The sequence below is a fragment of the Sulfitobacter sp. M05 genome (assembly GCF_029285175.1).
Lineage (GTDB): Bacteria > Pseudomonadota > Alphaproteobacteria > Rhodobacterales > Rhodobacteraceae > Sulfitobacter.
On record NZ_JABEDH010000001.1, the window covers coordinates 146,470 to 172,678 of the forward strand.

Sequence of the window (26,209 nt, forward strand, 5' to 3'; positions counted from 1 at the left end):
CCGTTATAGTGTCGAACTGATCAGGTAGTCGCCTGAGCCTCTTCGCACCAATTTATAATTATCGTTGTCAACATCCAAACTATCAGGATTTTCAGATTTTGCGAGTGCTAAGCGCAAATTGTCGCGAATTGCGTCACTTTCGCCATTGTCCATGGCATAGGCGCGGCGCAGGATCTGTTCCGCTTCGACGGTTTGGCCGCGTTCCATCAGGACAACACCCAGATTATTCCAGACTTCAGGCTGTGTGGCGTCTTTTTTGATCGCAGTGCGCAACAGTTTTTCTGCTTGTCCCAAACGGCCCAGCCCGAGATTGGCACTGCCCAGCCCCGACAGCACCTCGACGTCCAGGCCATGCTCAAGGGCCGCGCGGTTGAAGGACTTGATCGCCAGCTCGTATTGACCCGCAGCAATCAGGCGGTGGCCCACCTCGATGCCATCTTGTGCTTCGGCGCGTTGGTTTACACCGGGTGCATAGACCTGATCACCAGCCGCAGAAAAGCCGCCCGGGGAACAGGCGGCCAATCCGAAGATACAAAAACTAGCCAAAGCGCATGAAACAGAGCGCCCGAACGAAAGCTGTCTTATTGCCCGGGTCCTCCCATATTGCCCAGTTGTGTAATGCCATGCACCGACGGGCCAACCAGAATGATCAGCAAGGGTGGAACGGTTAACATCATAGTGGCAAGTGTCATCTTGGTTGGCAACTTGTTTGCGGCCTCTTCTGCGCGCATCACGCGCTTGTCGCGCATTTCACCCGCATAGACCCGCAGAGCGTCAGAGATCGACGTACCGAAGGCAGCTGACTGTATCAGCACTGTTACAAAGGAAGATACGTCCTGGACACCGCAGCGTTCGCCCATGTCGTTCAAAACAGTGACCTTGTCTTTACCGGCTTTCATCTCATAGGCCACAACATCGAATTCTTCGGATAGCGCAGGGTAGGATGCCTTTAGTTCCCGCGCTACGCGTACGATACATTGGTCCAGTGATTGACCTGCTTCAACACAGACCAGCATCATATCAAGCGCATCAGGAAAGCCACGGGTGATCTCTTCCTTGCGGGCTTCGACGCGTCGGGTGATCCAGTATTTCGGCAGGTAGTATCCGATGCCGCCTGGTCCGATGGTATAGATCATCGTCTTTTGTGTACTCAGACCTTCACCGCCGCCCATAAAGTTGATGTAAATCACACCGGCCAGCAACCCGAGCAAACCAAGTGCCATTTGAGAGAAATAGAACATGCGGACCGCATCGCGGCCCTGATAACCGGCCTGACGTAACTCAAGCTGGCGTGCAGACAGCTCTGCCACGTCTTCGGGTTCGAGAAACTTGGCGAATTTTTGCAATTGCTGGTTACCGTCGGCCTGACGCAGCTGGGCCTTGCCATTACCCGCCTGCAAGTCACGGTTGGATGCGCGTTTCAGCTTTTCCAGCGGGTCCTCTGGTTGCTTTACCATCATGACGACGGTCAGGGCCACAAGGATGAGCCCCAAAGCGCCAACGATGATGATCAGCCCCATCGGTCCCAAAAGGGTGGTGATTTGGTCGTTAAAGGACGTAAGCATATCGAAAATCCCCCCAATTATACTTTGATGTCTGTCAGAATGCGCATCACAAACAGGTTGGCGCACAAAAAGATGCCGACAAGGAAGCACGCCGGAATGAACATCGGGTGGTCCATGACTTGATCATAGTAGTGCGGGTCGGAAACGTTGATCACAACCAATGCCACAATCGGGAAGGCGGACAGGAACTTGCCAGACCATTTGGCCTCGGCGGTAATCGCCTTAACCCGGCGGAACAGGCGGAAACGGGCGCGGATCACTTTGGCCAGACCAGCAAGGATTTCGGCAAGGTTACCACCGGATTGCTGCTGGATCGTCACCGCGACCGCGAGGAAACGTAGATCCTGCATGTCCAGACGTTCGGCCATATCCTTGAGCGCCTCGCCGACGTCACGGCCATAGGCTGCTTCATCCGCGATGACACCGAATTCCGAGGCCAGGGGATCTTGTACTTCCTTGGCAACGATGGAGATCGCGCTGGTGAACGGGTGCCCGACTCGCAGGGAGCGCACCATCAGTTCAACGGCATCAGGCAGCTGTTCTTCGATCATACCCATGCGCTTGTTGGCCTTGGACGACACCCAGAAATAGACCGCACCGATCCCGATCCCGACAGCCAGCAAAGCACGCACTGCAACTTCGGTTTCTGTCCCGATGGTAAGACCCAGAAAGGCGACCACAGCAAGTCCGCCCATCAACATGATCAGTTGTTGCGGGCTGAAGGCGATTGCCCCGCGTTGTGCTTTTTCCGACAGCAGGGAATAGAGCGGGATCGACTTTGAATTAATGTGCTGTTCCATCTCCTTGCGGAGTTTTTCCAGTACCTCTTCGCGGCCTGTGCCTTTTTCCAGCATCTCCAGACGGCGGTTGACCCGGCTGTTCAGGCTGATGGATTTGCCAAAGACCACAAGGTACAGGCCTTCGACCAGCACCAGTACGCCGACAAAGATCAAAACATAAATGATAGGTTCTGCACTCATTGGGTTATTCCTTATTGCGCCGGTGACGCATCGTTCTGATCAATACGCCGATGGCGCAGTACGCTTGTCATTGTGCTGCGACGGGTTCGTAAATGGAGGACGGCAGATCATAGCCCCACATCCGGAAACGTTCTGCATAGTGGCTGCGCACGCCGGTTGCTGTGAAATGGCCGATGATCTTATTGTCCGGTGTCAGGCCGACGCGCTGGTACCGGAAGATTTCCTGCATCGATATGACGTCACCTTCCATGCCGGTGATTTCGGTGATGGATGTCATACGTCGCGAACCGTCCTGAAGGCGCGAGGCCTGCACGATCAGGTTCACCGCTGATGAAATCTGTGAACGCACAGCTTTCAGCGGCATTTCAATCCCCGCCATTGCGATCATGTTTTCCAGACGCGACACGCCATCCCGCGCAGAGTTGGCGTGGATCGTGGTCATAGAACCGTCATGGCCGGTGTTCATCGCCTGCAACATGTCGATGACTTCCTCGCCACGCGTCTCACCCACGATGATCCGGTCGGGACGCATACGCAGGGCGTTTTTCAGACAGTCGCGTGGGGAAACCTCGCCCTTGCCCTCAACGTTAGGCGGACGGCTTTCCATCCGGCCCACGTGGGTTTGTTGCAGCTGAAGTTCCGCGGTGTCCTCAATCGTCAGGATACGTTCGGCATTGTCGATGAAGGATGACAGCGCGTTGAGCGTGGTGGTTTTACCGGACCCTGTACCGCCGGACACGATGACGTTCAGACGTGTGGCAACAGCGGCCTGAAGATAGGCGGCCATCTCTTCGGTGAAGGCACCAAAGTTCACCAGATCGTCGATGCCCAGCTTGTCCTTTTTGAACTTACGAATGGAAACCAGCGAACCGTCCACCGCAACCGGTGGCACCATGGCGTTGAAACGCGAGCCATCCTGCAAACGGGCGTCAACATAGGGGTTACTTTCATCCACACGACGTCCCACCGCCGATACGATCTTGTCGATGATTCGCAGCAGGTGACGTTCGTCTTTGAATGTGATGTCGGTCAGCTCAAGTTTGCCGTCGCGCTCCACAAAGATCTGTTGCGGACCATTCACCAAAATATCGTTGACGGTCTCGTCTTTCAGCAAGGTTTCAAGCGGGCCGAGGCCGGTTACCTCGTCATAGAGTTCGGAGTTGAGCGTCATCCTGTCTTCGCGGTTCAGTACGATGCTTTTTTCCGACAGGACTTCGACTGCAATCTCGTTGATTTCCTGTCGCAGATCCGCTTCGCTTGCGTGTTCAAGGGCAGACAGGTTCAGGTTATCCAAAAGCGCGCGGTGCAATTCCAGCTTAATATCGGACATGCGCTGCTTGCGCTTGACCTCTTTATCAACCGGGGCCGCCGCGGCGGGGGCCAAGGCCTTGCGCATGGACCGGGTCGCCTTTGGGGCCTCTATCGACGTGACATTGTCAATAATCTCGGCTGGCTGCGGTGTGGCAGTCTTTGCACTGGGCTTTTTGTACTTGGAAAACATTTTGGTTCTTTCCGTCAGGTTTAAGCGGCTTCGGCCTGATCGTTCTTCAGATCATGGATTGAGGCGGCCAGCTTCATCAGTTCTTTGCGCAGGGGGCTCTTGGGGGCAGAGGCGGCCAGTGGCATACCGTGGTCGTTGGCCTGCGTGATCGGCTTGCCGCCATCGGGCAGTTGCACATCAATTGAAATCGACAGAGATTCCGCCATGCGTTTGACACGCCCCTTGGCGTTCAGGTCGGTGAATTTTGGGGCGCGGTTCAAAACATAGCGCAGCTTTTCAATCGGCAGCTCTTCGGATTGCAACGCGCGTTTGAACCGCAGCGTGTTTTGCGCACAGCGCATGTCGAGTTCCAGCATTGCAAAATAGATGTGTGACATGTTCAGAACGGCTTCGGACCATTGAACAAGTGTCGATGGCATGTCGACCACCACATAATCGAATTGATTGCGGGCGATGTCGAGAATGCGGGTGACATCTTCGGAGGTGATCAGATCAAGTGGCAGCATATCTGTCGGCGCGGTCAAAACCTGCAACCGGTCTTCATATGTCAATAAGGCTTGCCCGAAGATTTCCTCGTCCAGGAGGTCAGTTTCCGAGAGCATTTCATAAACAACTTCGCGACGGGGCAAGTCGAGGAAGGTGGCTACTGAGCCGAATTGCAGATCCAGATCCAGCAGGCAGACCGACGGCGGGTTTTTCTTTTCTACATTGGCCAGTTCCCAGGCGAGGTTGACCGCCGTGGTGGTTGCACCGGTACCGCCGGCAAGACCATGAACCACAATCAAGGCCCCGTCTTTGCGCGCACCAGCCTTAAGCGTTGGTCCATTGGGCGTTTCGGCAGCGGTGGGTGCATCCGCCTTTTTGCTCACCCGTTCGATGGCCTGCGCTAGTTCGCCTTCTGGCAGGGGATAGGGCACAAATTCATCCGCCCCTTTGCGCAACAGAGAATGCAGCGCAGCAGGGGTCATGTCTTCGGCGATCAGGATCACCTTGATATCGCGGGATTTGGCCTGTGTGATGATTTCGCTCATCAGCACAAGGTTCTCTTCATCGGTTTCGTCCATTGCCAGTGCAATAAACTCCATCTGTTCGGCTTCGGGCTGGCCGAAAAATGCGAGAGCTTCGGCAAAGCCCAGATCACCCCAGGTTTCACCCAGCGCGTCTTCCATGTCCTCGATCAGCAGATCAAAGTTCTGTACGTCACGGCTGACGGTACAGGCCACAATCGGCGCTGTCTGGGGTTGTGGCATAACACTGCTCATGGCTTACATCCTTTGCTCGCAAGGGCTCGGCAGAGGTGTACGCTGTATCTGATGCACAGATTCACCCCTCGCGGTCGCCCATGTCTGGCATTTTGCGCAGACACAATTGTCCTATGGGGCGAGATATCGCAGCCAACTGGGGCAGGATTGGGGCCAAAAAGTTTCGATTGTTGGGTATCTTGAAACGATCCTGCCAGCGGTCCGAGATTGGTGTGGTGGGATCAGAGTTGCCCCACCCCGAATAGGGGCAGGACCGTCATTTGAGTGAGTTTACTCTTCGCCCAGAGCGCCGGGCGTCAACAACGTCGCCGGCACCGCGCTGGCAATGTAGTCACGATAGATGATTTGTGCGTATTTTCCGTCAAGCACGGTTGGGTGACGACCGACAAAGCCGCTTACCTCGGTAACCGTGCGGCGGTTGCGCCGCTCGCGGCCTTGGCTGACGATAAGCGGCTGTGTTTCCCCAAAGGAGACAACCGCCTCAAGACGACTGCGGCTGACGCCCAGCGTGCTGAGGTAGTTCACAACAGTATCCGCACGCCGTTTGCCAAGCGCCTTGTTAAATCGGTTCGATCCGACGGCATCCGTATGTCCATAGACCCGGAAACGGATTTCAGGGAACTGCCTGATCCAATGTGCCTGTTGCCGCAAGATTGCCTGTGCGGTTGCGTCCAGACGAGCAGAGTTGAACTCGAAAGTGACAGTGGATGTCACTTCGGAGGCGAACCTATTTGCAAGATCGAATGTGTATTGGCGTTCGCCTGTCATGACCAGACGGTTGTTCAGCGTCGCATTGCCAAAGTTACCCGTATCCGTCAGCGCACCCGCTTCGCGATAAAACTGCGTGTAGACAGGATCAGAGCTTGGCGCACAGCCAAGAACGGTCGCGAGAACGGCAGTGATCCCTGCAATTTTGGTGTTTTTACGCATGAGGGTTTTCATTGGCTCAATCCAGTACATAGCCATATGACCCGCCAAAGTCCTGTTTGGCAACCTCTCCCGCAGCCCCTTTTGTCGGTGTGCGGGTGTCTTCCGCGGTGCGGCCAAAGAGGAACAGGTCCTTTTCGGTCGGTGGCTTGATCCGGTCCGTTGGCAGGGCAAGTGCCTCGCCACGTGTCGGCGTCACCAGATGGGCGGTGACAATAATCACCAGCTCTGTCTGGTTGCGCTGGTAATCTGCCGAGCGGAACAGCGCGCCCAAAACCGGTACATCACCAATCCATGGCAGCTGGCTTGAGTTATCAACAAAATCGTCCGTCAACAGGCCCGCAATCGCAAAGCTTTCACCATCGCGCAGCTCTACTGTGGAAGAGGTTTCGCGCCGTGTGAACGCAGAGATTTCAATGCCGTTGCCCAAGGCGATGCTGTTGGTCGGGTCAATGGCCGACACCGCTGCGCGCATTTCAAGGTTGATGACGTCCTTGTCCACAACCCGCGGGATAAAGGCCAGTTCAACGCCATAGGGTTTGAATTTAACCGAGATCCGTCCATTCAGCTGTGCAACAGGGACGGGATATTCGCCACCTGCCAGAAATTTCGCTTCCTGCCCGGAAAGTGCAACAAGGTTGGGCTCTGCAAGAAAACGCACAACGCCCTTTTTCTCCAGTGCTTCCAGCAGGATACCCACTTGGGTTGATCCAGCGTTAAAGCCGAAAAGCACGGCACCAGCGTTTTGGTTCGAGGCAGGGATGTTGCCGCCCAAAGAGGTCGCCACGCCGCCGGATTGGTTGCTGGTCCCGGTGCCGCCGTTAAGACCAGTGCCGCCGACAGCCCCGTTAAAGGACAAAGAAGAGCTTAGGGATTTCGACACGTTACGCTGCATTTCTGCGAAGCGGACTTTCATCATCACCTGTTGAACGCCGCCGACGCTCATCAGGTTGGACACCCGTTCGGGGGCATACCGTTCAGCAAGGTCAAGCGCGCGCTGCAAACGCTGCGTCGAGGACACCACACCGGACAGCACAATACCGTCGTTTGCGGTGCGTACCTCGATTTTCTCGCCCGGCAGGATCTGGCGCAGTCGTTCCTTAAATTCGGTAACATCCGAGGCGACACGCACATTCACGTTGGTGATCAGCTGACCGCTGGCATCGAGCAGGGTCAGGGTGGTCATCCCGGGGGATTTGCCCAAAACATAGATCGTGCGGTCCGACAAGGAAGAAATGTCCGCAATGCCGGGGTTTGCGATGCTTAGCTCTGCAAAGGGAATGTCACTTTCCACCACGACGGCCCGGTTCATCGGCACATCAAGAGTGGAGTTGGTACCCTTTTTAACGACGCGCAGCGTGTCCGCAAATGCCGGAGCAGGCGCGGACAGTGCCAATGGCATCACACTAAGGGACAGCCCGACGAGGGCCGCTTTCATAAATCTATCAATTTTCATGTGACCTGCCTTTTTGATCACGCCTCAAAGTAGGGTCTTTTCGCCCGTCGTTTGGAACACTCTGCGTCAATTTCAATTTTATTGCAAGAATCAAGGTGTTCGCCGCAACTGTTTATGTGGGTAATTGGCAACAAAACCTCAAATGCAAACAGCGCCGCAGATTTGCGGCGCTGTTTCAATCAATTGTTTCTAGAGGAAAATCCGGACTAGTTTGTGCAAGGGATCGGAATTTCGACCACTTCTGCACCCCGTCTTGTCCGGATCGTGCAAACCTTTGCGGCGGCAACCTCTTTCTTCACTGTTTCGGCTTCGATCCCCAACAGGGAACGCTGGTCGACTTCGATAGCAGAGGCAATGGTGTCGTCTTCGGCACCAACCAGTGACAGGGATAGGGAACCTGTTGACTGGGCCTGCGCCAATGCGGCGACTTGCTGCGGGCTGACTGAGACGGTGACAGTGCGCGCGATTGTCGCCTCGTCCCGAACGTCGCTTGCGCTTTGGTCGATGGCGATCAACTTAACCGCGGCCTCGATCAGCTTGGTAACCTCACGGGAACTTTTACCCCCGCTGTTTGCGCGACCGGTCCAGTAGACGTCGACCTTGTCGCCCGGGCGCAGAAAACCGGAAACGCCGCTGGAGACATCGACTTTAATGGCAAAGGCCCGCTGGCCCCGCTCAAGTCGTGAAGTCAGGCCAGTATCTTCGCCGGGTTCTGTAACCTTGAGCGCCAAAATAGCTTCGTCTTTCTCGATCGCCCGCAAGACAACACGCAAATCATCCGTGTTTTCGGGAAAGAGGGCGGCCATATCGACGAATGACCCCTCTGGGATCGCATTCTCGGGCCAATTGACGGCGCGGACATCTTCCTGCGTCAACCGTTGACCGTATTTTAACGCGCCGGTTGCCACAAAGACCGTCTTTGTCGGTACGATTTTTGCAAGTGCGGCCTGAGCCTGAGCGTTCGCGTATTGATATTGCGCGATCCGATCCTTGGCCAGGTATACGGCACCGCCGGCAAGCGCGATGCCCACCAAAAGAACCAATCCAAATACCATGCGCATGTCTCTTACCTCTTTTTTTCTATTCTTACCGGGAGTGGCCCGGTCCCTGGTTCGCTTTGTTATCGTGCAACAGAATTGTGGCTGAACTTTGCCGCATCTGGGGAACGGCTGTGGTATTCTACACACAGCAATTCTTGCGCCACGAACCTGAATACCGGCCGATTTGGTCGGTACCTCAGTCTTCTGACCTTAGCTGGACGCGCCGGGAAGATAGGCTGTCAGCCAGGTTCCGATGCCATCACCGACATTGCCCGTGGAGCCTGAAATCGCAACGATCGCAAGACCGGCAAGTCCCACCACTGCTGCGGTAATGACAACCCAGTCAACTGTAACCGCGCCATCTTCGGAGTGTGAAAAATCACTTATTTTCTTAAACATGCTGGGCCCTTCAAGTTAATCTTTTGAATACCACCAAGGCAGAGGGGGCCGCGCTCTGAGAATAAGAACGCGACCCCCAAAAGCTCTATAAAAAGCTAGAACCTGATATTACTGGATTACGCCAGGTGTACGGTTCTCAAGGAATGTGCCGGTTTCAGCTGTCAGGTCTGACGCGCCGGACTGGATGGATGTGTATGCTGCAACGGCCAGGCCAACAACGGCGGCTGTCAGAACAACCCAGTCAACAGTTACGGCGCCGTCTTCGTCTGCACGGAAGTTTTTGATAAAGTTCATCATGGTATGTCCCTCCAAGGATCATGTAAGTTTTTAAGTTCCAACCCCGCCGTTCGTTGTGGCAACCGTTTCTCTCAGTTGGCTGCCTGTCCGACTTGGTATGACGCTATATAGCCCCTCGAATGGGGCACCAATTTGGCAGCAAATGTGACTTTTTCGTTTACGGGCCAGAAATGAGAGTAAAAATATTTAACTCTCTGTTTTGTAATGATTAATACTATGTTCACCGTGCTGAATTTTTTCAAATCCCCGCAAAATCCGGCGAAATAAGGCGAAACCGCCATGTTCTGTGCCATGATTGGCTGGTTTGGGGGGGTATTTTGTGGGATATTTCCGAAAAATCGAGCAGACACGCAAAAAAAGCAGGCACGCATGCTTCGAATTCTAGCTTTATCGCTTTTGGCGGGGGTACTTTGTGCTGGCATGGCTGATGCTGGTGATCCGAAACCCTTTGCAGACTTTAGTTCAAAGCGGGTGAAGCCGCCAAAACCAGGTACCAGCAAGCGGATTCGAATCCAGATCGATCCGGCGGCACAGGTTCCCACACCGTCTGATGACGTGGCATTGGCGCCTTCCGGCACTGTGAACAGGGATACAGTGGGCCAGTACAGTTGGTTCTGGGATAAAATTTCCCCCAATGTTGCCAGTACAGGGCCGGGGCGGTTGCAAGCGGCGATTGCTGTGTTGTCCGGCGCGACCAGTAAAGTACCCGCGCCGCGCCTTCAACAGATGCAAGACATCGCGCGTAGCAATGGCATCGACATTTTGCGCACGACGATTGGCACAAATGTCTCGCCGGCTTTGGTGCTGGCGGTGATCACAGTTGAATCGGCCGGCAAGCCGGACGCCGAAAGCAGCGCGGGGGCACAGGGTCTGATGCAATTGATGCCAGCCACTGCTGAGCGGTTTGGCGTCGAGGACAGTCTAAAGCCAGCGCAGAACATTACTGGCGGGGTGAAATACCTGAACTGGCTGATGCAAGAATTCGATCACGATCCAATTCTGGTGCTGGCGGGGTATAACGCGGGGGAGGGATCAGTGCGCAAACACCAGGGCGTGCCGCCATTTGCCGAAACCCGCGACTATGTGCCCAAGGTGCTGGCGGCGTTTCAGGTTGCCAAGGGGCTGTGCCAAACACCACCCGAGTTAATCACAGATGGCTGTGTTTTTGCGGCGTTGGACTGATTGCGCGTTGGCGCAATAGCCTCGTGTGGTAAGGCGGGCAATCTGCCCGCCCCGTGGTTTTATGGATGGCTGAGGCGTTAGACGATCGTGGCCTGTGTGGCGGCGCGCAGTTCCTCTTCGGTGACGCCTTCGGCGCATTCAACGATACGCAAGCCACCTTCAACCACGTCCAGCACACCGAGGTCGGTGATGATCCGGTCCACAACACCTTTGCCGGTCAGCGGCAGGGTGCATTCTTTCAGCACTTTGCTTTCACCGTGTTTGTTGGCGTGATCCATCACGACAATCACACGGCCAACACCGGCCACCAGATCCATGGCACCGCCCATGCCTTTGACCAGCTTGCCGGGGATCATCCAGTTTGCCAGATCGCCGTTTTCAGCAACTTCCATTGCCCCCAGAATGGCCGCTGCAATCTTGCCGCCGCGGATCATCCCGAAAGAGGTGGCAGAATCGAAATAGGCCGTACGGTTCAATTCAGTGATGGTCTGTTTGCCCGCGTTGATCAGATCGGCGTCTTCTTCGCCTTCATACGGGAAGGGGCCCATGCCCAGCATCCCGTTTTCCGATTGCAAGGTGATGTCCTTGTCGCCGACATAGTTCGCCACCAGCGTCGGGATACCGATGCCAAGGTTCACATACATGCCGTCTTCAAGTTCCTGTGCCGCGCGCGCAGCCATCTGGTTTCTGTCCCAAGCCATGATTAAGCCTCCTCGCGCTTGCGGGTTGTACGTTGTTCAATGCGTTTTTCGTGATCACCCTGAATGATCCGGTGTACATAGATGCCGGGCAGGTGGATCATATCAGGATCAAGGGAGCCTTTGGGAACGATCTCTTCCACTTCGGCCACGCAGACCTTGCCGCACATGGCAGCCGGTGGGTTGAAGTTGCGGGCGGTCTTGCGGAATATCAGATTGCCGGTCTCGTCCGCCTTCCATGCTTTGACGATGGACAGGTCCGCGACGATCCCCTCTTCAAGGATATAGTCCTCGCCGTTAAAGCTTTTGACTTCCTTACCCTCGGCAATCACGGTGCCGACACCGGTCTTGGTGTAAAACCCCGGAATGCCACAGCCGCCGGCGCGCATACGCTCGGCCAATGTGCCTTGCGGGTTAAACTCAAGCTCAAGCTCGCCGGACAGATATTGGCGCATGAACTCTGCGTTTTCACCAACATAAGAGCTGATCATTTTTTTGACCTGCTTGGTCTGCAACAGGATACCGATACCAAAATCGTCGACACCCGCGTTATTGGACGCAAAGGTCAGGTTCTTGGCCCCGTTTTCCTTAATGGCCTGCAACAGCAATTCGGGGATGCCACACAGGCCAAACCCCCCCGATGCAATCAGCATACCGTCCGCTAGGACGCCATCCAGGGCTTCTGCAGCCGAGCCATAGACTTTTTTCATCGGTATTCCCTTTTTGCAGGTCAAAATTGATCACGCCTTTTGTGACGCTGCGGCGCGGCAGTGTCAAACGGTTCACATCTGCGTCAGGAAATGGCGCAATCAGATGATGCGCACCTGCGTGCCAACCGGACAAAGCGCAAAAAGCTCTTCGATTTGGTTGTTATATAGACCGATACAACCATCCGAAGACCGCCGCCCGATTTTGCGCGTATCCTGCGTGCCGTGGATGATATAGGCTGGCCAGCCCAGATACATCGCATGGGTGCCCAAAGGGTTGTCAGGTCCGGGGGGCATGTATTTATAATGCGGGAAGCGCTCCATCATGGATGCGGTCGGGGTCCAGTCCGGTCCGACCTTCTTGCGCATAATCTTGGTATACCCGCGTTTGGTCAGTTCTTCGGTGGCGGGCACCGAGGTGGGGTAAACCCGATAGTCGCTGGCGTCGCTGTTCCAATAGTGCAGGGCACGCGAGCTGGTGTCTGCAACAATTGCCGATTTGCCCAAAGTGTCGAAGTGGTCGCGCCAGTCCTGAGATACAAAACTGGTTGCGTTTCGGCGCACACCGGCCTGATCCGCAGTGTCGGCCCGCAGAATAGAAGGGGCGAAGATCGCCGCCGTACCGCCGCTCATTAATGCGCGGCGGGTGAGTGTTGGTTTTGCCATTGCTCTGCCTTTCGTCTTTTATTGACGGTGTGGCAAAGCCGTTGGGCAGGATCAAATCACAAAAAAATGAGTCGTGCGACATGCGCCCCGCGATTTGGCCGCGCCCCACTTTTTGACAGCACAACAGCCCCGGTCTGCACAGGGCAGCCGGGGCTGTTCAACGGGGCTTAGGCCTCGTCGTCTTTCTTGGCTGGCACGGCCTTTTTTGCCGCTGGCTTTTTCGCTGCCGGCTTTTTGGCCGCAGTTTTCTTTGCCGCCGGCTTTTTCGCGGGGGCTTTCTTGGGGGCGGCCTTCTTTTTAGCTGCTGGCTTTTTCTTGCCCGCCTTTTCCGCACGCTCATCAATCAGATGCACGGCCTGATCCATGGTCAGTTCTTCGGGATCAATGGTGTCGGGGATCGTCGCGTTGATCTTTTCCCATTTCACGTAGGGACCGTATTTCCCTTTCATCACATTGACTGCACCACCAGCTGCGGGGTGTTCCCCCAACTCGCGCAGGGGTTTGGCGGCGGCGCCGCGCCCGCCACGGCTGGCAACCTTTTCGGCCAGCAATTGCACCGCACGGTTCATGCCGACGGTAAACACCTCGTCGATATCGCCGAGATTGGCGTTGGTGCCCCCACGATCCGAAGTGCTGGGCGCGTGTTTCAGATAGGGGCCGTAGCGCCCGATATTGGACCAGACCATGATCCCGTCTTCAGGATGCGGCCCAATTTCACGGGGCAGGGACAAGAGCATCAGCGCGCGCTCCAGCTCCAGCTCTTCTGGGGGCCATTCTTTTGGCACCGACTGACGTGGTGGTTTCTTGTTCTCTTCGGTGACTTCACCGCGCTGGACATAGGGGCCGAAACGCCCCTTGAACACACGGATTTCGTCCCCGGCATCCGACCCCAGAAGTTTGCCTTCCGGCGGAATGGCGGATGCCTCGGCCTCGGGATTTGGCGGGCCGAACGGACGCGTATAGCGGCATTCGGGATAGGCAGAACAGCCGATAAAGGCCCCGCCGGAACGCGCCGTGCGCATCGACAGACGGCCATTGCCGCAGTTCGGGCACAGACGCGGATCACCGCCGTCTTCCAGTGGCGGGAACAGATGCGGCTCCAGTACCTCGTTGATCTTTTCCAACACCTCGGTGATCCGCAGGTCTGCCGTTTCTGCAATGGCTGCGGAAAAGTCGCGCCAGAAACGGGTCAGCACGTCCTTATAATTGGCGTCGTTGGCCGATACTTTGTCCAGCTGGTCCTCAAGGTCGGCGGTGAAATCATAGCCGATGTATCTGCGGAAATAGTTCTCAAGGAAGGCCGTCACCAGCCGCCCCTTATCCTCGGGGATCAGCCGTTGACCTTCGCGCCGCACATAGCCGCGGTCCTGAATGGTCGTAACAATGCTGGCGTAGGTCGAGGGGCGCCCGATGCCCAGCTCTTCCATGCGTTTCACCAGCGTTGCCTCAGTATAGCGGGGCGGCGGTTGGGTGAAATGCTGTTCCGGTGTGATGCTGCTCTTGGCGGTTTTGTCGCCTTGCGAAATTTGCGGCAGGCGCTTGTCGTCATCATCAACTACAACGTCATCGCGGCCTTCTTCATAGACACGCAAGAACCCGTCAAACAACACAACCTGACCGGTGGCGCGCAGGCCGACCTGTTCGTCCTTGCTGCCGATCTCGACGGTGGTCCGCTCCATCCGGGCAGATTCCATCTGGCAGGCCAGCGTGCGTTTCCAGATCAGATCATAAAGTTTTGCCTGATCGGATTCGAGGTTCAGCGACGCGGCATCCTTGGCCATGTCGGTCGGGCGCACACATTCGTGTGCTTCCTGTGCGTTCTTGGCTTTGTTCTTATAGATGCGGGGGCTGCTTGGCACGTAATCCGCACCATAGCGGTCCTTAATCGCGTCGCGCGCCATCTCGACGGCTTCGGGGGCCATGTCGATGCCGTCGGTTCGCATATAGGTAATGTGCCCGGCTTCGTATAAACGCTGCGCGGTCGACATCGTGGCTTTGGCCCCCATGCCGAATTTGCGGCTGGCTTCCTGCTGCAAGGTCGAGGTCATGAATGGGGCGGAGGGGTTGCGGGTGGCCGGCTTTGCTTCGACCGATGTCACACTTAGGTCGCGGCTGGTGATTGCCTGCACGGCCATTTCCGCCTGCGTGCTGTCGGAAAGATCGAACTTGTCCAGCTTTTTGCCAGCCAGCGTTGTCAGCCGTGCCTCGAACTCCTGACCGCGTGGCGTTGAGAGGATTGCCTTGACGGTCCAATATTCGCGGGCGCGGAATACCTCGATCTCCATTTCGCGTTCGACGATGATGCGCAGCGTAACGGATTGCACGCGTCCTGCGGATTTCGCGCCGGGCAACTTGCGCCAAAGAACCGGCGACAGGTTGAACCCCACGAGATAGTCCAACGCACGTCGCGCAAGGTAGGCCTCGACCAGCGGCATGTCGACTTGGCGCGGGTTTGCCATGGCTTCGGTCACGGCCTTTTTGGTGATCTGGTTGAACACCACGCGGCTGACCGGCGTGTCTTTCTTGATGGATTTGCGTTTGGTCAGCGCCTCTTGCAAATGCCAGCTGATTGCTTCTCCCTCGCGGTCGGGGTCGGTTGCGAGAATCAGTTCGTTGTCACCGGCCAGCGCGTCAGCGATGGCTTTGACGTGTTTCTTGCTTGTGCTGGCGACTTCCCATTTCATGTCGAATTCATTGTCGGTATCGACTGATCCGTCTTTCGGGGGCAGGTCGCGGACGTGACCGTAAGACGCAAGGACAGTATAATTGTCGCCAAGATATTTGTTGATCGTTTTGGCCTTGGCCGGGGATTCGACAACAACTACGGGCATGGATTTAGGCACCTTACGTGAATGTTTATAGCGGTCTTTGCGCTGTCACATGTGGGATGGTGGGGGGTATTGTCAATGCGGCAGCTGCGCAGTCTTTCCCTTTGCACGCCGTAATGGCGGGGGTGATCCGCATTTACCACAAGTTGAAACCACCGCTGGCGGGGCGGATGTCCGCGAAAGGCTGGGGTTATCCCGCCGTGCTGAGCAGGCCGCCGGCCTGTCGGGTGATCTTGCCGTCAAGCTCAAGGTCGACCAGAACCGGCGCAACTTCTGCGGCGGGCGCATGTAGGTCGCGGATCAACTGGTCTTCGGCGAGGGGCGAAGGGCCAAGGCGGGCCAGAATGCGAGTGTGCAGTGCCGCCGTTTCGCGCAAGGGGCGTTTCGCCGTGCGGGCGGCGGGCGCGTCAACTGGAGGGGACAGCGGCAATTCGGGTGCGCAAGCGGCGCCCAGTACCTCAAGCACATCAGCCGCAGACCGGATCAAGGTCGCCCCGTCCCGCAACAACATGTTGCAGCCTGCGGCCCGGGCATCAAAGGGGTGGCCCGGCACGGCCAGAACATCGCGGCCCTGATCCAGCGCATCGCGGGCGGTGATCAGGCTGCCGGATTTTGCCGCGGCTTCCACAATGACCACTGCGCGCGACAGGCCAGAGATGATCCTGTTGCGGCTGGGGAAATGACGCGCCATCGGTTGCATCCCAATCGGATGTTCGGAAAGGCGCAGGCCGGATTTTTCAATCGAGCGTGCAAGTTCGGTGTTTTCGGTGGGATAGACTGTGTCGACGCCGCCGGCTTGAACCGCGATTGTTCCCGAAGGCAGCGCAGCATGGTGTGCCGCCGCGTCGATACCACGGGCCAACCCGGATACCACGACATATCCGGCCGCGCCCAAATCGCGTGCCAGTGATCTGGCCATACGGGTTCCGAGCGACGAGGCGTTGCGGGCGCCGACCAGCGCGACCATGGGACGGGCAAGCAAGGCCACATCGCCAAGCGCCCATAGAAAGGGGGGGGCGTCGGAGATTTCTGCAAGTGCAGCGGGATAGCTGCGATCCTCAAACGCCACAAGCTGCGCCCCAAGCGCGTGACCATTGCGCAGTTCCGCGTGGATCACCCCCTCGGGGCAAATGCTGTAGTCTGTAACGCCCGCGGCGCGCGCCACCTCAGGCAGCGCGGCCAGCGCGTTTTGCGCAGAGCCGTGTTCAGTCAGCAGTCGTTTATACGTGGCAATGCCAACCCGGCGCGAGCGTAACAGACGGAGACGGGCAAACTGTTCGTCTTCCGGGGTGGGTGGGAGTGGGGGGTGAGTGGAAGAAGGATCGTGTTCCTTGTCAGTCATCCGTTGCTCCGTCTGTTACTAGAATCAGGTATAAATCCAGCTGGTTAACAGGGCATGAACAGAATAGGCCCAATCTCCCTTAGCTTGAACCGATCTGGTTAAGGACAAACCTTACGCCGCTGATCCGCCCACGGTTAGCCCCCCAATCATCAAGCTGGGCTGACCGACACCGACTGGTACCCATTGGCCCTGTTTGCCGCAGTTCCCCATGCCGGGATCGAGGGCGGGATCATTGCCGATGGCGCGGATTTGCTTAAGTGCGGTCGCCCCGTCGCCGATCAGTGTGGCACCTTTGACCGGCGAACCGACAACGCCGTTTTCCACGCGGTAGGCCTCGGTGCAGGAAAACACGAATTTGCCATTGGTAATATCCACCTGACCACCGCCAAATCCGACGGCATAGATGCCGTCTTTCAGATCGGCGACAATATCACCCGGTGCGGTATCGCCGCCCAACATATAGGTATTTGTCATCCGGGGCATCGGAATATGCGCATAGGATTGTCGCCGCCCATTGCCAGTGCTGCGCACGCCCATCAGTCGCGCGTTCTGGCGGTCCTGCATATAGCCAACCAGTTTGCCGTCTTCGATCAGGATGTTTTTCGCACTCGGTGTGCCTTCATCATCCACAGAGATAGACCCACGGCGATCGGGAATCGTCCCGTCATCCAGAACCGTCACGCCGTTGGCTGCAATCTGCTGTCCCATCAGTCCGGCAAAGGCGGAGCTGCCCTTGCGGTTGAAGTCACCCTCCAGGCCGTGGCCAATTGCCTCGTGCAGCAAAATGCCGGGCCAGCCGGGGCCAAGCACCACATCCATGACACCGGCAGGGGCGGGAATCGCATCAAGGTTAACCACAGCCACCCGCAAGGCCTCGCGGGTTTTGGCCTGCCAGTCGGCTGGTGCCAGCATCCCGTCCAGACCAATCCGCCCGCCGCCCCCCGCAGAGCCGCTTTCCCGCCGCCCGTTTTGTTCGACAATCACCGATACATTCACCCGCGTCATGGGGCGGATGTCGCGCACGGAGGTGCCTTCGGGTCGCAAAATCTCGACCTCTTGCAGGCTGGCGGCAATACTGGCGCTGACTTGTACGACACGGGAATCGAGGCTGCGGGCAAAATCGTCGATCTCGCGCAGGGTTTCGACCTTGACCGGAAAGGCCGCCCCTTCGATCGGGTCCGCATCTGTATAGAGTTTTTTATTGGTCCCCTCCGGTGCATCCGCCCAAGTGCCACCGCCATCCCCCACAGCCAGCCGCGCGGTCTCTGCCGCGCGGCGCAACGCCTGTTCCGAGATTTCTGTTGAATGGGCATATCCGGCCACTTCGCCCCGTACCGCCCGGAGGCCAAACCCCTCTGAAGCATCATAACTGGCGGTCTTAAGGCGGCCATCATCAAACATCAGCGCCTCGGAGCGGCGGCGTTCGAAAAACAGCTCTCCGTCGTCTGCCCCCTGTGTGGCCGCACGCAGCACAGTAAGGGCGGTGTCACGGTCCAGATCGTTTTCAAACGGAGAAAAGGGCGTATGGGGCATCAAGCTATCCTGTTTTTGCAACATGTTTTGCGCGTTAGCGTCTGTTTGACGCAATCGAAAGACTTTATCTTGAGGTTAGAATATGATTGTAAGCATCAGGAACACAACGGCAGGGGCGCGCACCAAGCGCCTTCGCACGAAACGGGACCCAAATTTGGTCACAGGATCAGGACGACACATGAAACATCTTTTTTCTTTGACTGCGCTCATGGCAGGCCTTTCAGCCCTACCAGCAATGGCGCAGGATGCATTGCGGATCGACGGGCTTGAGGTGATCGGCGCACCTGTTGACGGCATGATGGGCTTTCAGCCTGCCGTTACGCGCCTCGCTCAGGATATCCACGATCTGGATTATCTGATTCTCGTTATCATTACAGTAATCACCCTGTTTGTGACGGGATTGATGGCTTGGGTGGTTATCCGGTTTAACGCCAGACGAAATCCGACACCTGCATCTTTTACCCACAATACACCGGTTGAAATTGCGTGGACTGTCGGGCCGATTCTGGTTCTGGTGCTGATCGGGGCCTTTTCACTGCCCATTCTTTTCCGCCAGCAGGAAATCCCGCAGGCTGACATCACTATCAAGGCAATCGGCAACCAGTGGTACTGGTCTTACGAGTATGTCGACGAAGGATTCGGTTTTGACAGCTATATGATCGGTGCGCCTGCGACCCTGACCTCTGAAGAAGAGGCCGAAGGTGCGGTTGCCAACATGTTGAACGACGTGATGATCACCAAGTTGGAAAACGCCGGCTACTCCCGCAGTGAATGGTTGCTGGCGACAGATACGGCGGTTGTTGTACCTGTGGGTAAGACAATCGTGGTGCAGGTTACCGGCTCTGACGTGATCCACTCGTGGGCGATGCCGGCGTTTGGCGTGAAACAGGATGCTGTTCCGGGCCGTCTGGCCGAGCTGTGGTTCAGCGCTGAAAAGGAAGGCGTGTACTTTGGTCAGTGTTCCGAACTTTGCGGTCAGGCACATGCCTATATGCCAATCACGGTAAAGGTTGTGTCCGAAGAGGCCTATGCTGACTGGATCGGCAAAGCCAAAGAAGAATACGCGGGCATCACCCCAACCGTTCAGATCGCTTCGAACTAAGCGCCAGGGTGGGCTGATGCCCATCCGCTACGCGCCAGCCGGCAGGGCGGGGCGCTGACCTGCTTGCGCTAAGCGACCAAAATATTCGACCGAAAACTGTGGTGGGCACTTTGCCCACCCTCCTGCATAAAAGGTACCGGATGTCCGATATCACGAATACACCTGCTGCCGAATACGAGGCGCAACTGGGCGACTATTTCGCGCTGCTCAAGCCGCGCGTGATGCAGCTGGTCGTCTTTACGGCTGTTGTAGGTATGCTAGCGGCACCGGTGTCCGTACATCCGGTTATCGGTTTTGCATCCATTCTTTTTGTTGCCATCGGGGCAGGTGCCTCCGGCGCACTGAATATGTGGTGGGACGCCGATATTGACGCAGTGATGAAACGTACCGTTGGCCGACCGATTCCCGCAGGCAAGGTGCAACCGGGCGAAGCACTGGCGTTAGGCGTGGCCTTGTCGGGCATGGCGGTGATGATGCTGGCGCTCAGTGCAAATCTGCTTGCTGCCGGCATGTTGTTGTTCACTATTCTGTTTTACGCTGTGTTTTATACCATGTGGCTGAAGCGTGCGACGCCTCAGAACATTGTTATCGGCGGTGCCGCGGGGGCCTTCCCGCCGGTCATCGGCTGGATCATCGCAACCGGCAGTTTCTCTGTCGAGGCGTGGTTGATGTTTGCGCTGATCTTTATGTGGACGCCACCGCATTTCTGGGCGCTGGCCCTGTTCATGCGCTCGGATTACGATGATGCCAACGTGCCCATGTTGACGGTGACCCACGGGCGCCCCACGACACGGCGTCATATCCTGGCCTACACGGTCTTGCTGGCAATCCTTGCGATTGGCACCGGGTTCACGGCCATCGGCGGTTATATTTACCTCAGCTTTGCTGTGGTGCTGAACGTTCTGTTTCTGATTGGTGCCTATCGTATCTGGCAGCGCGACGAGGGGGATGCCGAAGGCGACAACTATGAGGTTGAGCGAAAATTCTTCCGCTTGTCACTGTTTTATCTTTTCCTGCATTTTGGCGCGATCCTGATTGAAGCGACGCTGCGCCCTTACGGATTGGGGGGCTGGTAATGCCACTGAACGTTGAACATGATCTTCATGGCCGGCGCAAAGGCCGCAACGTCGGGGTTGGCCTGATGCTGGGGGCCTTTGTTGTTCTGGTGATGGTGCTGACCTTTGTGAAAATCACCCAAACTGATTTCGCAACCGGCCCGGGGGCCGTCGGGCCCGCCAGCGGAACCGCACCAGTGGAGGGCAACTGATGGCGATGTCTGGTCCGACCAAAACCGTTGTGCAAACTGTTTCGCTGGTGGTGTTCATGGGCGCAATGGCCTGGGCGTCGGTGCCGTTTTACGACTGGTTCTGCCGCGTCACCGGGTTTGGTGGGGTGCCGGGGCAGGTCGATGTCGCTTCTGATGAAATTCTCGACCAGACCATCAAGGTGCGTTTCGATGGCACCTTGAACAACAATATGGGTTGGGAATTCAAGCCGGTGCAGCGCGAAATGGAGCTGCGCATCGGCGAGGTCGGATTGGCCTTTTACGAGGCCTACAACCCTTCCAACCGCCCGATTGCTGGGCAGGCCAGCTATAACGTAACACCCTACGCTGCTGGTGCTTTCTTCGATAAAATCGACTGTTTCTGCTTTACTGAACAGGTGCTTGCCCCCGGTGAGCGCGTGCAGATGCCCGTCAGCTTTTTCGTTGATCCCGAAATCGTCACGGATAATGATGGCAAGTATGTACACACCATCACGCTTTCCTATACATTCTACGAAATTGATCTGCCCGAAGGCTATGCCGCCCTTGATGCAGACCAGCCAACCGAACTGAATTAAGCCAACCCGCTTTGAGCAAAGAAGGACCGCCCGCCATGGCCCACGCTAAGAACCACGATTATCATATCCTCGCGCCGTCATCATGGCCCCTGCTTGGCTCATTGGCAGGGTTCGTCATGCTTTTCGGTGCAGTCCTTTGGATGCACGATGTTACACCGTTCATGTTCCTCGGCGGTTTTGTCGCAACACTTTACGTGATGTTCGGCTGGTGGCGTGAAGTGGTTGTTGAAAGCCGGATCGGCGATCACACCCCTGTTGTGCGTATCGGCCTGCGCTATGGGTTTGTCCTGTTTATCATGTCTGAAGTCATGTTCTTTGTGGCGTGGTTCTGGACCTTCTTCAAACAGGCCATCTATCCGATGAACGAATATGTCGGATCTGAATATGTTCCGCCGGTATTCGACGCCGTGAACGCATTCCACCTGCCGCTGATCAACACGCTGGTTCTGTTGCTGTCCGGCTGTGCCGTAACTTGGGCGCACCACGCGCTGGTGCATGAAAACAACCGCAAGGACCTGATCAACGGTCTGGCCATTTCCATTGCTTTGGGCGTCTTCTTTACCTTCTTGCAGGCTTATGAATACCGTGAACTGCTGCTGCACCACGACTGGACCTTTGGTGGCGATGCGTTCTTCTCTGCGTTCTTTATGGCAACCGGTTTCCACGGTATGCACGTTCTGATCGGGACAATCTTTTTGGCGGTTTGCCTGATCCGTGCAATGCGCGGTGATTTCACCCCTGAACAGCATGTCGGCTTTGAGGCGGCTGCCTGGTACTGGCACTTTGTTGACGTCGTATGGTTGTTCCTGTTCTTCGCCGTCTACATCTGGGGCGTACCGGGCTAACTGCGGCAAAACTGGGGTTGCATCTGCATCTCCGATCCTTGAAAACCCAAGCACGCGTAGCAACCGCTTCGCGTGCTTTTTCGTATGCATGAGTGTCTATGAACCGCGCCTTGTTCCTTCTTATCATCGGCCTTGGGGGTGTCGCCATTCTGGTCGCACTGGGCCTGTGGCAGGTGCAGCGTCTGGCATGGAAAGAGGGCGTCATCGCCGATATTGATGCCCGCATACATGCAACACCTGTGGCGGTACCCACATCTGCGTCCGCTGAGAGCGATGCTTATTTGCCAGTCACTGCGTCCGGCCGGTTTTCTGGCGATACCCTGCGTGTTCTGGTCTCGCAAAAAGTCAAAGGGGCCGGTTACCGGTTGATCACCGGATTCGAAACCGGCGAGCGGCGGGTTTTGGTCGATCGTGGATTTGTCTCGGTTGATAGCGAAACTACCGAATTACCCATCGGCGAGGTAATGGTCATCGGCAACCTGCAATGGCCCCGTGAGACGGACGGGTTTACCCCCGAGGCGGATACCGAAAACAACATCTGGTTCGCCCGTGATGTGCCGGCGATGGCAGAAACACTCGGCGCAGAACCTGTGCTGATCGTCGCCCGCAGCCTGCCAGACGATGACCCGGCTGTTACACCCTTGCCTGTCGACACCAGCCGTATTCCTAATGACCACCTGCAATATGCAGTCACGTGGTTTTCGCTGGCTGCCATCTGGCTGGCCATGTCCCTCCTTTTCCTGCGCCGTCGTCGCGCCCCCCTATCCGAAAGCTGATTGAAATGCGCTATATCTCGACCCGGGGCCAAGCCCCCGCGCTGACATTCGAAGACACCATGTTGACGGGCCTTGCCCGGGACGGGGGGCTTTATGTGCCCGAAGAAATCCCCACCCTGAGCCGGGAACAGATCGCGGCGATGGCTGGCCAGTCGTATGAAGAGGTTGCCTTTAGCGTTATGCGCCCCTTCATCGGCGATACATTTACTGACGCCGAGTTTCGCGCGTTGATTGCCAGCGCTTATGGCGGGTTCGGCCATGAGGCACGGGCACCGCTGGTGCAACTTGCCCCTAATCATTTCCTGCTTGAACTGTTCCATGGCCCCACGCTGGCGTTCAAGGATTTCGCCATGCAGTTGATTGGCCAGATGTTTCAGAAAGCACTGGGACGAAAAGGCGCGCGTGTCACGATCGTCGGCGCAACTTCGGGCGATACAGGTTCTGCCGCGATTGAGGCTTTTCGCGGTCTCGACAACGTCGATGTGTTTATCCTTTATCCGCATGGCCGGGTCAGCGATGTGCAACGTCGCCAGATGACCACCCCGACCGAGTCCAATGTACATGCCTTGGCCATCGATGGTGATTTTGACGATTGTCAGGCCCGCCTGAAAGATATGTTCAACGATTTCGAATTCCGTGATGCGGTCAAGCTGGCCGGTGTGAATTCGATCAACTGGGGCCGGGTGTTGGCGCAGGTTGTATATTTCTTTTCTTCTGCCGTGTCTCTTGGTGCGCCGGAGCGCGAGGTCAGCTTTACCGTGCCGACCGGCAATTTCGGCGATATTTTTGCCGGCTACATTGCCAAACGCATGGGGTTGCCGATCAAGGATTTGGTCGTTGCCACCAACCAGAATGACATCCTTGACCGTTGCCTGAAGGGACAGGGTTATCACAAGGGCACGGTTGAACCGTCGATCAGCCCATCAATGGATATTCAGGTCAGCTCGAATTTTGAACGCGCCTTGTTTGACGCTTATGGTCGCGACGGCAATGCCGTGGCGCAATTGATGGATGAACTGGGGCAGGGTGGCTTTGATGTCAGTCAGGGCGCGATGCAGGTCTTGCAGGATATCTATACCTCGGGCCGTGCCACCGAAGAAGAAACCAGCGCGACCATCACGCGGGCGCTGAAATCTTCCGGTGAACTTTTGTGCCCTCATTCTGCGGTTGGCGTAAAAGTAGCGGAGGAGAAACGCGACGCGGCCACACCGATGATCACCCTTGCCACCGCCCATCCGGCCAAGTTCCCCGACGCGGTAGAAGCAGCAAGCGGCATCCGGCCCCCGTTGCCCCCGCGCATGGCCGATCTGTTTGAACGGGACGAACGCGTCACCCGCGTTGCCAACGATCTGGACGCATTGAAATCTCACATCAAAGGGGCGCTCGGCCTATGAGCCTGAACGAACACCGCCTTGCCAATGGCTTTCGCATTGTCACCGAACACATGCCGGGCCTTGCCTCTGCCTCTATTGGGGTGTGGGTCGCCGCAGGAGGGCGCCACGAAACGCCGCAACAAAACGGCATTGCGCATTTTCTGGAACATATGGCGTTTAAAGGCACCAAGAAACGCACCTCCCTGCAAATCGCCGAAGCGATTGAGGACGTGGGGGGCTATATCAACGCTTACACCAGCCGCGAAGTAACGGCCTATTACGTGCGCGTGTTGGAAAATGATGTGGCGCTTGGACTTGATGTCATCGCGGACATTCTGCGTAATCCGGTACTGGACCCGAACGAGATCGAAGTCGAACGCGGTGTTATCCTGCAAGAGATCGGTCAGGCGCTTGATACGCCAGATGATGTGATTTTTGACTGGCTACAGGAACAGGCCTATCCCGGTCAGCCGCTGGGCCGAACGATCCTCGGACCGAGCGAACGTGTGTCAAACTTCGACCGGAGCGATTTGCAAGGGTTCATCAAGGATCACTATGGCCCCGAACAGATGATCCTGTCCGCGGCAGGGGCTGTGGATCACGACGAGATCGTGAAACTGGCCGAACAGCTGTTTGGTGACATGCCGGCGAAACCGTTGTTTCAGATGGATGTGGCATCGTTCAAAGGCGGCGAGGTGCGCCAGAACAAGGCGCTGGAACAGGCCCATTTTGCCCTAGGCTTTGAATCGCCGGGATACCGTGCAGATGACATCTATGTTGCGCAGATATACGCCTCTGCCCTTGGCGGCGGCATGTCATCGCGCTTGTTTCAGGAAATCCGCGAAAACCGCGGCCTTTGCTATACGATCTTTGCGCAAGCGGGCGCTCATGCCGATACCGGTATGATGACGATCTATGCAGGCACCTCTGCCGAGCAACTGCCGGAACTTGCCGGCATCACCATCGACGAGATGAAACGCGCCGCCTCCGATATGTCACCGGCCGAGGTGGCAAGGGCGCGCGCCCAGATGAAAGCGGGTTTGTTGATGGGGCTGGAAAGCCCGTCAAACCGGGCCGAGCGGCTGGCACGACTGATCCAGATATGGGATCGGGTGCCGTCGCTTAAGGAAACCATCGAGAAAATTGATGCGGTCACCACCGGGGACGTGCGGGATCTGGCGCAGCGCATGGCGGCGGAAGCGCCCGCTGCTCTTGCGCTTTATGGCCCTGTTGAAAAGGCCCCCGGCTTGGACGCCTTGCAGGACCGCCGCGCCGCCTGATGTTGTTGCTCAAGCGCAAACTCCGGATCGAAACAGAGCGGCTGACCCTGCGTCCGCCGGTTCATTCCGATTTTCGTGCGTGGACTGCGCTGCGCGACAACAGCCGCGACTTTCTTACCAAATGGGAACCGGTCTGGGCCAAGGACCATCTGTCGCGCAAGGCCTTTACCAACCGCGTCTATTGGGCGAACCGGTCGGTCAGCGGCGGCACGGCACTGCCCCTGTTTCTGGTGCGTCGCAAAGACGATGTCCTGATGGGGGCCATCACCTTGGATAATATCCGGCGAGGTCCGGCGCAATCCGGCACGCTAGGGTATTGGACCGGTGCGCCCTTTGCGCGGCAAGGTTATATGCGCGAGGCGATCCATGCGGTGGTGCATCAGGCGTTCACCAGGCTTGATCTCAGCCGGATTGAAGCCGCTTGCCTGCCGGAAAATACCGCATCGCGAGGGTTGTTGGAAAAGACCGGGTTCAAATACGAAGGCGTTGCCCAAAGCTATCTGCAAATTGACGGGCGTTGGCGTACCCATGTGCTGTATGCCGCCCTGCGCAGTGACCGGCGTGGCAGAACCGATGCCGGCTGACACATGGCGGTGGGTGATGCGCCC

At 56.9% G+C, this 26,209-nt stretch carries 26 protein-coding genes; 10 read left to right on the top strand and 16 right to left on the bottom strand.

What is annotated here, in order from left to right:
• Positions 1-3: 3 nt before the first annotated feature.
• The 10 genes from HKX44_RS00735 to HKX44_RS00780 form a co-directional block, all read right to left on the bottom strand.
• The gene (locus tag HKX44_RS00735) at positions 4-531 is read right to left on the bottom strand and encodes a tetratricopeptide repeat protein (RefSeq protein WP_276150771.1); all 528 of its coding nucleotides are present in this window, start codon (positions 529-531) and stop codon (positions 4-6) included.
• 50 nt (positions 532-581) lie between these two features.
• Complete coding sequence (locus HKX44_RS00740; protein WP_276149391.1) at positions 582-1,565, bottom strand: type II secretion system F family protein; 984 nt, start codon at positions 1,563-1,565, stop codon at positions 582-584.
• Positions 1,566-1,582: 17 nt separating this feature from the next.
• Positions 1,583-2,545: a type II secretion system F family protein gene (locus tag HKX44_RS00745; RefSeq protein WP_276149392.1), complete on the bottom strand. Its 963-nt coding sequence runs from the start codon at positions 2,543-2,545 to the stop codon at positions 1,583-1,585.
• A 67-nt stretch (positions 2,546-2,612) separates the two neighbouring features.
• Positions 2,613-4,046 carry a CpaF family protein gene (locus HKX44_RS00750; protein ID WP_276149393.1) on the bottom strand — a complete coding sequence of 478 codons (1,434 nt, stop codon included), beginning with the start codon at positions 4,044-4,046 and terminating at the stop codon, positions 2,613-2,615.
• 20 nt (positions 4,047-4,066) lie between these two features.
• On the bottom strand, positions 4,067-5,308 hold the full coding sequence (locus HKX44_RS00755; RefSeq protein WP_276149394.1) for an AAA family ATPase: 1,242 nt from the start codon (positions 5,306-5,308) through the stop codon (positions 4,067-4,069).
• Between the two features lie 270 nt (positions 5,309-5,578).
• Positions 5,579-6,268, bottom strand: a complete 690-nt coding sequence (locus tag HKX44_RS00760; RefSeq protein ID WP_276149395.1) for an OmpA family protein — start codon at positions 6,266-6,268, stop codon at positions 5,579-5,581.
• The gene (locus HKX44_RS00765; protein WP_276149396.1) at positions 6,255-7,691 is read right to left on the bottom strand and encodes a type II and III secretion system protein family protein; all 1,437 of its coding nucleotides are present in this window, start codon (positions 7,689-7,691) and stop codon (positions 6,255-6,257) included. Before HKX44_RS00765 ends, HKX44_RS00760 begins: the two co-directional genes overlap by 14 nt.
• A gap of 206 nt (positions 7,692-7,897) precedes the next feature.
• Complete coding sequence (gene cpaB / locus HKX44_RS00770) at positions 7,898-8,752, bottom strand: Flp pilus assembly protein CpaB (protein WP_276149397.1); 855 nt, start codon at positions 8,750-8,752, stop codon at positions 7,898-7,900.
• A gap of 189 nt (positions 8,753-8,941) precedes the next feature.
• On the bottom strand, positions 8,942-9,130 hold the full coding sequence (locus tag HKX44_RS00775; RefSeq protein WP_276149398.1) for a hypothetical protein: 189 nt from the start codon (positions 9,128-9,130) through the stop codon (positions 8,942-8,944).
• Between the two features lie 108 nt (positions 9,131-9,238).
• Positions 9,239-9,427 carry a hypothetical protein gene (locus tag HKX44_RS00780; RefSeq protein WP_276149399.1) on the bottom strand — a complete coding sequence of 63 codons (189 nt, stop codon included), beginning with the start codon at positions 9,425-9,427 and terminating at the stop codon, positions 9,239-9,241.
• Between the two features lie 369 nt (positions 9,428-9,796).
• Between HKX44_RS00780 and HKX44_RS00785 the strand changes: the two genes are divergently transcribed.
• Positions 9,797-10,609: a lytic transglycosylase domain-containing protein gene (locus HKX44_RS00785; protein ID WP_276149400.1), complete on the top strand. Its 813-nt coding sequence runs from the start codon at positions 9,797-9,799 to the stop codon at positions 10,607-10,609.
• A gap of 77 nt (positions 10,610-10,686) precedes the next feature.
• Here HKX44_RS00785 and HKX44_RS00790 read toward each other — a convergent pair whose 3' ends face one another.
• The 6 genes from HKX44_RS00790 to tldD all read right to left on the bottom strand — a co-directional run bounded on the left by HKX44_RS00790 (position 10,687) and on the right by tldD (position 18,383).
• On the bottom strand, positions 10,687-11,310 hold the full coding sequence (locus tag HKX44_RS00790) for a CoA transferase subunit B (RefSeq protein ID WP_276149402.1): 624 nt from the start codon (positions 11,308-11,310) through the stop codon (positions 10,687-10,689).
• Positions 11,311-11,312: 2 nt separating this feature from the next.
• Positions 11,313-12,017, bottom strand: a complete 705-nt coding sequence (locus tag HKX44_RS00795; protein WP_276149403.1) for a CoA transferase subunit A — start codon at positions 12,015-12,017, stop codon at positions 11,313-11,315.
• 99 nt (positions 12,018-12,116) lie between these two features.
• Complete coding sequence (locus tag HKX44_RS00800) at positions 12,117-12,680, bottom strand: L,D-transpeptidase family protein (RefSeq protein WP_276149404.1); 564 nt, start codon at positions 12,678-12,680, stop codon at positions 12,117-12,119.
• Between the two features lie 167 nt (positions 12,681-12,847).
• Complete coding sequence (gene topA, locus HKX44_RS00805; RefSeq protein ID WP_276149405.1) at positions 12,848-15,511, bottom strand: type I DNA topoisomerase; 2,664 nt, start codon at positions 15,509-15,511, stop codon at positions 12,848-12,850.
• A gap of 187 nt (positions 15,512-15,698) precedes the next feature.
• A complete protein-coding gene (dprA, locus tag HKX44_RS00810; RefSeq protein WP_276149406.1) occupies positions 15,699-16,850 on the bottom strand; it encodes a DNA-processing protein DprA in 1,152 nt (383 codons plus the stop codon).
• A 111-nt stretch (positions 16,851-16,961) separates the two neighbouring features.
• Positions 16,962-18,383, bottom strand: a complete 1,422-nt coding sequence (tldD, locus tag HKX44_RS00815) for a metalloprotease TldD (RefSeq protein WP_276149407.1) — start codon at positions 18,381-18,383, stop codon at positions 16,962-16,964.
• A gap of 178 nt (positions 18,384-18,561) precedes the next feature.
• Between tldD and coxB the strand changes: the two genes are divergently transcribed.
• From coxB to HKX44_RS00860, 9 genes are all read left to right on the top strand, one after another.
• On the top strand, positions 18,562-19,485 hold the full coding sequence (gene coxB / locus HKX44_RS00820) for a cytochrome c oxidase subunit II (protein WP_276149408.1): 924 nt from the start codon (positions 18,562-18,564) through the stop codon (positions 19,483-19,485).
• Positions 19,486-19,625: 140 nt separating this feature from the next.
• Complete coding sequence (cyoE, locus tag HKX44_RS00825) at positions 19,626-20,561, top strand: heme o synthase (protein ID WP_276149409.1); 936 nt, start codon at positions 19,626-19,628, stop codon at positions 20,559-20,561.
• The gene (locus HKX44_RS00830; protein ID WP_276149410.1) at positions 20,561-20,752 is read left to right on the top strand and encodes a cytochrome C oxidase assembly protein; all 192 of its coding nucleotides are present in this window, start codon (positions 20,561-20,563) and stop codon (positions 20,750-20,752) included. Before cyoE ends, HKX44_RS00830 begins: the two co-directional genes overlap by 1 nt.
• Positions 20,752-21,327 carry a cytochrome c oxidase assembly protein gene (locus tag HKX44_RS00835; protein WP_276149411.1) on the top strand — a complete coding sequence of 192 codons (576 nt, stop codon included), beginning with the start codon at positions 20,752-20,754 and terminating at the stop codon, positions 21,325-21,327. The genes HKX44_RS00830 and HKX44_RS00835 overlap by 1 nt, the downstream gene beginning before the upstream one ends.
• Positions 21,328-21,362: 35 nt before the next feature.
• The gene (locus HKX44_RS00840) at positions 21,363-22,172 is read left to right on the top strand and encodes a cytochrome c oxidase subunit 3 (RefSeq protein WP_276149412.1); all 810 of its coding nucleotides are present in this window, start codon (positions 21,363-21,365) and stop codon (positions 22,170-22,172) included.
• 98 nt (positions 22,173-22,270) lie between these two features.
• Positions 22,271-22,948, top strand: a complete 678-nt coding sequence (locus tag HKX44_RS00845) for an SURF1 family protein (protein ID WP_276149413.1) — start codon at positions 22,271-22,273, stop codon at positions 22,946-22,948.
• 5 nt (positions 22,949-22,953) lie between these two features.
• On the top strand, positions 22,954-24,342 hold the full coding sequence (thrC, locus tag HKX44_RS00850) for a threonine synthase (RefSeq protein WP_276149414.1): 1,389 nt from the start codon (positions 22,954-22,956) through the stop codon (positions 24,340-24,342).
• Positions 24,339-25,601: a pitrilysin family protein gene (locus HKX44_RS00855; RefSeq protein WP_276149415.1), complete on the top strand. Its 1,263-nt coding sequence runs from the start codon at positions 24,339-24,341 to the stop codon at positions 25,599-25,601. The genes thrC and HKX44_RS00855 overlap by 4 nt, the downstream gene beginning before the upstream one ends.
• On the top strand, positions 25,601-26,185 hold the full coding sequence (locus HKX44_RS00860) for a GNAT family protein (RefSeq protein WP_276149416.1): 585 nt from the start codon (positions 25,601-25,603) through the stop codon (positions 26,183-26,185). Before HKX44_RS00855 ends, HKX44_RS00860 begins: the two co-directional genes overlap by 1 nt.
• Positions 26,186-26,209: the final 24 nt, after the last annotated feature.